Origin of the sequence: Pseudoalteromonas sp. Isolate3, from assembly GCF_022398505.1 — a bacterium.
Lineage (GTDB): Bacteria > Pseudomonadota > Gammaproteobacteria > Enterobacterales > Alteromonadaceae > Pseudoalteromonas > Pseudoalteromonas apostichopi.
Genome location: NZ_JAKEVN010000165.1, coordinates 1 through 6,081, shown reverse-complemented (window position 1 = coordinate 6,081; position 6,081 = coordinate 1). Strand labels below are relative to the sequence as shown.

Sequence of the window (6,081 nt, the reverse complement as noted above, 5' to 3'; positions counted from 1 at the left end):
CTACTATATAGTAACGCAACAATAAAATGCTACTATATAATAACAGAACGAAGAAGAAATATTTGGGCACCTCCTTCTTAAATGTAATTTTCTAAATGATTCCTTCGGCTTCTAAATGTGGGATAGCAATAAAGATCACACTAAGCATTAAAGCCTCATACTAAGCAATAAAGATTCATTCTGAGTGTTAAAGTTTCATTCTAAAATGGCAAGATCGCATCTGAGGTGCGCAACCATTTCTAAAACGTTCATGCCCCAAAATAAGTTAGGTTAAATGCTCTAACTTCTGCTTTGAGCAATCAAGAAACGGTCCAAGCCCTACACATTGAATGATAAGTTAACGCATCTTTAATAATAGCTAGAAAATTTTGCTTAATGGGCTTACAACACCGTTTGCTCCTTGTTGTAAAACATGGGTGTAAATCTGTGTGGTTTTGACATCAGAATGGCCCAAGTGTGCTTGAACGGTGCGAATATCGGCGGCACTTTGCAATAGGTGCGTTGCAAATGAATGGCGCAAGGTATGAGGCGTAATAACCTTTGTAATATTGGTTTGCTTTAATGCTTTTTTAATCGCTTTTCTAACACATGTAGGGTGGAAATGGTGGCGACGTATCTCGCCAGTTTCTGGGTCATCACTTAATTTGTAGGAAGGAAATAATTATTGCCACGCTAGTGATTTATTAGCTGAGGGATATTTACGAGTTAAAGCGTTAGGCATCCACACACCTGCGTATCGCTCGTTTTGTAAATCTAATCTTAAATATTCTTCAACTTGCAAAATTTGATTTCTAAGTAATGGGCTCAACTCCGTTGCAAGAGTAAATATACGATGCTTGTTGCCTTTTCCGTTCCAAATTTGAATGCATTTGTAATCAAAATCAATGTCCTTTACTCGCAATTGCACCGCTTCCATCACACGCAAACCACTTCCATACATTAACCCCGTGATTAAGTAATATCGCTTGGAAAGATGACTCATCAATTGCTTTACTTCATCAGGCGTCATCACTACAGGCAGCTTGGGTTGTCGATTACTTCGTGCAAAATTCAAGTTTAAAGAAAGCTCATTTTTGACAATATGTTTATATAAAAAAGCGAGCGCATTTAAAGCTGCACTTTGTGTTCTAGGTGACATATTACGTTTTAATACAATATGGTCTAAAAACGCTTTGACTTCTGCATCTCCCATTGAGCTTGGGTGACGTTTGTTGTGAAAGTGAATAAATTTTGCGATCTAACCCAAATAAGCATTAATTGTTCTTAATGAATACTGACGAGTGAGCATATAGTCTGCAATGTAGTTTAAATAAGGAGAGCAAGTTTTCATTTTCATTCCTTTGAAATGAAGCTGTATATATATACAGTTTTAGCTCAGTCGCTCGTATAGTCAAGAAAACGACCCAATCGCTCGTTTTTATCCTGAGATAAAAGCGAGAACTCCTAAATTTTAATAACACTGGTAATTAGTTAACAAGTTTGATAGAAATGATCTAATAAGAAAAACGAGCTACGCTGTGGTAGAAAAATGCGCGATTAGCTCGCTATAAACATGTTAGGCCACAGAGAGATCGACCATGTTAAAAACTCCCGCTTTAAGACGGTATGAGTCTAACCAAATCAATATCAATGATCAGCTATGCTATTACTTATTCGCCGATAAAGAAGTAGAGCAGCATCTAAATGCTAAAACCGATTTAGTTGATGAAAAGTATACTACAGAGGTTTTTACGACAAATAATTATGCTGAAAGGCTACATGTAAAAATTAGCGCCTTAGGTGATTTTCGCCAAAAGTCGTTTCACACTTTTTGTGGTATCACTTTGATATCATCCATTGAGTACTTACTAAGCTATGTTGATGATATCCAGGAATTTCGTTCAAGGATAGAACCGAGTGCGATTGATAAAGAGACAGATGAGAAGCCAGAGATCCAGCTTGAAAAAAAGCTAAAATCGTGGATAGAGAGCGATGAAATTAAAGGCCTAATAAAAACAATCAAGTACTTACGATTAAGAAGAAATCACATTGCACATGTTAGATCTTCTCTTTCAGACGATCTAAAGGCATTAATTAAAAACGATTCAAATTACCTTAATAAATTCTGGGGGAAAAAGAAGACCAATATTTATGACTTCGATTTCTCAAATATGAATATATCAGAATTTGGTGAGACCGAGATACTTGCGATTGTAAACTTGTCGGGAGTATGCATGAAGATTATTGATGAGCTTGTGATTCAGTCAATTGATACTGATAACATCGTTAAATATGAAGTTATTCGTTTTAATGAAAAATTGGGTAAGACCCAATTGCCTTCTAGAAAAAAAGTTAGCAAATTTAATGGTTATTTAGCGAGTAATTATGGAATGCTATCTATATCTGAAGAAGAGTACGTTAAATATGTGGGGTAAGCCTAACAAGCAGCAGCAACGGACTCGTCAAACTGTCACTTGTTTTGCCAAAAACCGCAAAACAAGCGCCAGTTTAACTCACCGCTGTGCTGGGCGTTATGTGACTTTCATAATTCGGATGTAATTTATGAGTAAATATGTGAACCCGATAGAGCAACTTATACATAGTACTGTAAGGATCTTATGTGTAGACAATAATGGAAATCAATCTTCGGGTACTGGTTATATTTTTTTCTTTTGTGAAAATGAAGGTCAGTCTATCCCTTGTATAGTCACAAACAAGCATGTTGTTGAAAATGGTATTAAGGGAATATTCCATCTCACATTAAAGAGTGATGATGGAGAGCCGTTAATTGGTAAACACGAACAAATTACATTAGATAATTTGCCACAATACTGTATTAATCATCCTGATAGCGATATTGATTTGGTCGCTATACCAATAGGGCCTATATTGAACAGTGCTGAAGCAGCAGGTAAAAACTACTACTATGTCCCTTTATCAAAGGAGATATTAGCGGACGATGAATTATTAAGTACTTTATCTTCCATGGAACAGATAGTGATGATTGGCTACCCAAATGGAATCTGGGATGCTGAGCATAATTTACCAATTATTCGAACAGGTATAACAGCTACTCATCCTAAGCTTCCACTTAATGGAAAAAGCGAATTTCTTATAGATGCAGCTTGTTTTCCTGGCTCTTCTGGTTCACCTGTGTTTCTAGCAAATATTGGTAGCTTTGTAGATGCTAATGGTGGGTTTGTAGCGGGAACTAGGATTGCGCTTTTAGGTACGTTGTATGCTGGCCCACAACATACTGCAACTGGAGAAGTTATTACTGTTAAAGTACCGACTGACACGAAAACATTGTCCGTTGGAAAGATACCCAATAACTTAGGTTTCGTTATTCAAGCCTCAGAGCTAGTTAAATTAGAAGCCGAAGTTGATAAGCATACCAAGCCTAAACCAGTTATATCACGGAATGCCCCTTGCCCTTGCAATAGTGGATTAAGATATAAGAAGTGTTGTGGTAAGGTCACATAACAAGGCAATTATAAATGGGACGTCTAAAGCTTGGCTGGCGCTCATTCTTCGCTAATTTTAGCCAAGCTTAATACGCCCCATATTGCGGCGTTATATTCACAGGATATTGAGCAATGATTGATTTCAAACAAAATTGGTTAAGAATAGTTTCATTCTTTTTGTTGCTCATAGGCAGTATTTTACTTATAGCCATACAGGTTAGTTTAACTAACTCCGCTACCAAACTAGAAACGTCCCTATTAAATTTGTTTCAGTTTTTCTTATCGATTGGATTTACTTGGCTCTTATCAAAGGTTGTATTTGAAAGCTCTTATAAGGAATCACAAAAGAAGCTGGCAATAGCTGCATTTCGGCGTATCAAAGAGATTGAGAGGAATATTGAGCGTACTCAAGGCTATGTAAATTCGGCAAAGAAAGATGGGGATAAAGCATCAGAATGTCTTGAAGTGGTAGATTTTAGCCTGGTTAACGCGAGAGATACGATTCGATCATCTATATCTGACTGGGAGGATGTAATCGGTGAGGAATTGGCAGCTGCAGATAGGATTCAAGATCTCGTTGCCGAAAAAAATGAGATTTCGTTAAACGAGTTACCTGAAACCAAAAGCGAAACAGAAGCAAAAGAGAAAATTGATCACGAAATAACAGAGTTAAAAGTTAAGCTGCCATCTGCTATGCGGCGGAACATTTCGAGAGATGATATAGAAAGATCACAGGTGGAAGCAGTGTATGAGCTGGGAAAAACAATGCTTGAAAAGGGGTGTCTCGAATTAAATGGTTTTTGGGAGCCAAGAGGCGAGTTTATGGCAAGCCTAGAAAGCTTAAGTGTTGGAGATACTGTTTACATTGCAAGAGGGATGGCGGGAAATCGGCTCGGTGCGATCATGGCGTATGACGAAAATCAAAATAGCATAGGCGTCATCACTAATAGAACAAGAGGACCTTATGATACTTTTGCACAAGCCATGGATACAGTATTCGAGAGACGGCTTATACCTAAAGCGCTAGGTGGGGAACCTCTGCATGGTGAAATTGTTGAAATAGAACCTGTCGATACAAAATCTGAAAGGCAGTATTTTAAAGTAAAGGTCAATCGACGCTTAAGAAACAAAGTTATCAACGATCATCCACAACTAAAAGAATATAACAAAAAAAGGCAGTCGGACGGCTAACGCCGCCCGCTGCTTTTGGCGTTACTGATTAAATACTCTAACTCATTTTTGTCCAAAAACGTGTTGAGGCGAATGCCTCAAAAGAGCGATCACCGGTCACTGAAAAAGCTATAGTTATATCGTTTTGATCAGACGAATCCTAATTTTGTGCGATAACATTATTAGCCGCTGCTTTGGTGCAAAATAATAAGCTTAATTCCTAGCTATTTTAATTACTTGTTTAAAAGGTAATTATTGGTGAAATTATCAGGGTATGTATATATGCCGTTTTGGTGTGTTATAAACTAGCAGAATGAGGCAGAACTAGCTGTCATGGGGTCATACGGAATAAGAGGTCAAATAGTGAACGAAAAAGAATACAGGCAAAAATTAGCTGTAGTGGTCAGCTAATTTTGGCCACAGTTTTAAACTCTTAGCTGCGGAGTTTTTCAAGTTAGTCGTCGCCTCAAGTTAAATTTTATAAACAACTTGATTCCGGCCTTTATCTTTAGCACTGTATAGGCATTCATCAGCCCTGATAAGCGTATCTCTATATACTTTATCGCTAGACTTAATAGATGTCACTCCAATAGAGACAGTAATGGAAAGCTCAATTTCGTCGCAAATAAATACATAATCACTTATTTTCGTTCTAAGTCTTTGCATTACTGCTACCGCATCATCGAGCGATGAACCTTTTAAAACAATTAAGATTTCCTCACCACCATATCTATATGCTGTGTCTGTGTCACGTAGTGATGATTGTATAATATCTGCTATAGATTCAAGAATGTCATCTCCAACAGTATGCCCATGCTCGTCATTAATTAACTTAAAATAATCTATATCAATAAGTGATAAGCTCGTAACTATCGCCTGCTCATCGTTCAATTCAATAAGCTCTGCTAAGTCCTTCTCCATGGCTGAGCGATTAAGCAAGCCTGTTAGTTCATCCAAATATGTTAAATTATTAGAAATTTCTTTTCTAAAGCCTTCAATACTTCTATCGAGCTTTTTCATTAGTGCGATTAAGTGGCGATAACTATTTTTTTTGATGTCATTGGACTCTAATTCATCCAAAATATATTTTACATAATCCACTAAATTAGTGAGGTTAATCTGAATATTAACTAGCCTTTGATGATGCTCTACTTGAATACTTGAAAGATCTAGTGTGCTGCTAAAATCCAACTTATGTAAAATAAGGTTATAGTCGTTTTTTATTCGACAGCGTGAGTCGTTATATTGCAACATATAAAATAAATTAAGCCTGCCATCGTGATGTTTAACTAAGGCTTGGCCTAAACTTACATAAAAAAGCTGCACGTCATGTGTATTCAATTCATCAAACATTGCTTTCAATTATTGTGATCTCAAAAAAAGACTATCAACTGTGTAACACTTAGTAGTGCTGCACATTAAACTTATATAAGTGACTATAAATACCTAACAGTCACTTGTTTAGATT

At 36.8% G+C, this 6,081-nt stretch carries 4 protein-coding genes and 1 pseudogene; 3 read left to right on the top strand and 2 right to left on the bottom strand.

Going from position 1 to position 6,081, the window contains the following annotated elements; genetic code table 11:
• Positions 1–358 precede the first annotated feature (358 nt).
• Positions 359–1,237 (bottom strand): annotated as a pseudogene (locus tag L1D46_RS19395) (integron integrase).
• A 340-nt stretch (positions 1,238–1,577) separates the two neighbouring features.
• Between L1D46_RS19395 and L1D46_RS19390 the strand changes: the two are divergent.
• From L1D46_RS19390 to L1D46_RS19380, 3 genes are all read left to right on the top strand, one after another.
• Positions 1,578–2,414 carry a hypothetical protein gene (locus tag L1D46_RS19390; RefSeq protein WP_239978067.1) on the top strand — a complete coding sequence of 279 codons (837 nt, stop codon included), beginning with the start codon at positions 1,578–1,580 and terminating at the stop codon, positions 2,412–2,414.
• Positions 2,415–2,541: 127 nt separating this feature from the next.
• Complete coding sequence (locus L1D46_RS19385; protein WP_239978066.1) at positions 2,542–3,462, top strand: serine protease; 921 nt, start codon at positions 2,542–2,544, stop codon at positions 3,460–3,462.
• 113 nt (positions 3,463–3,575) lie between these two features.
• Complete coding sequence (locus L1D46_RS19380) at positions 3,576–4,634, top strand: hypothetical protein (RefSeq protein WP_239978065.1); 1,059 nt, start codon at positions 3,576–3,578, stop codon at positions 4,632–4,634.
• Between the two features lie 450 nt (positions 4,635–5,084).
• Here L1D46_RS19380 and L1D46_RS19375 read toward each other — a convergent pair whose 3' ends face one another.
• Entirely contained in the window at positions 5,085–5,966 is an 882-nt protein-coding gene (locus tag L1D46_RS19375) for a GGDEF domain-containing protein (RefSeq protein WP_051501962.1), read from the bottom strand.
• Positions 5,967–6,081: the final 115 nt, after the last annotated feature.